This window comes from Sphingomonas sp. RB1R13, assembly GCF_036663775.1.
Taxonomy (GTDB): Bacteria; Pseudomonadota; Alphaproteobacteria; order Sphingomonadales; family Sphingomonadaceae; genus Sphingomicrobium.
Genome location: NZ_JAXOJM010000125.1, coordinates 1 through 1019 on the forward strand (window position 1 = coordinate 1; position 1019 = coordinate 1019).

Here is a 1019-nt window from a genome sequence, read left to right on the forward strand (position 1 = left end):
TCTTGTCCCGCGAACGCGCGAGGGGCGCGACCTGCTTCGCGCTGTGACGGAGTTGGAAGGCGATGCCGTGCTCCTGGCGGAATTGCGTCAGCACGCGAAGAATGACAGCGGCACACGGTTGAATGAGTTCGGGCGTAGCTTAGTGATCGCCGCCAGCGCGGCCGGGCTCAAGCAGGGTTTTATCGCCAGTCTGTTGGAGATTACGCCAGGAGCTGTGTCCCGTCAGGTGAACCGCTAAGTTGGTCACGCTCGCGACCGGAAAGGAATGGCGCGCCGATAGGCTACTTACCTTGGACGCGGGTGTGATCTACTTGGGCCCGGCGAACGTGATTGCAACGACGCCTCCTACGTGGTGGTTGCCGATAATGCGCTTTCGCAGCGCATACGTTAGGGTCAGGACCCATTGATGTGAGCGTCGCGATCTGATTCAGGCTCCGCGAGGAAACCGGAATGAGTGACGTGTTTTGGCTGACGGATGAGCAGATTGAGCGGCTGCGGCCGTTCTTTCCCAAGAGCCGCGGCCGGCCGCGGGTGGATGACCGACGGGTTCTGAGTGGCATCGTCTTCGTTATCCGCAATGGGCTGCGCTGGCGAGATGCGCCCAGCGCCTATGGGCCACACAAGACGCTCTACAACCGGTGGAAGCGCTGGGGTGAGGCAGGCGTGTTCACGCGGATGATGGAAGGGCTGGCGGCGGCAGGCGCCGAGCCGAAGACGGTTATGATCGACGCCACCTATCTGAAGGCGCACCGCACGGCATCGAGCCAGCGGGTAAAAAATGGGGGGCTTGGCCGCCTGATCGGCCGCACCAAGGGCGGCATGAACACCAAGCTCCATGCCGTAGCCGATGCGAACGGACGCCCCTTGAGCTTCTTTATGACCGCCGGCCAGGTCAGCGATTAACCGGTGCGGTCGCGTTGCTGGACGACCTGCCGACGGCTCAGTGGCTGCTAGGTGACCGCGGCTACGACGCCGACTGGTTCAGGGATGCGCTCCAGGCCAAGGGCATCCATACCTGC

General features: G+C 62.9%; 1 protein-coding gene and 1 pseudogene. Both read left to right on the forward strand.

The annotated features are described in order from the left end of the window. The coding region (locus U1700_RS15445; protein WP_332753542.1) for a hypothetical protein at nucleotides 1-238 on the forward strand (238 nt) is incomplete at its 5' end. A 212-nt stretch (nucleotides 239-450) separates the two neighbouring features. Next, nucleotides 451-1019, forward strand: a pseudogene (locus U1700_RS15450) (IS5 family transposase); the annotation flags it as partial.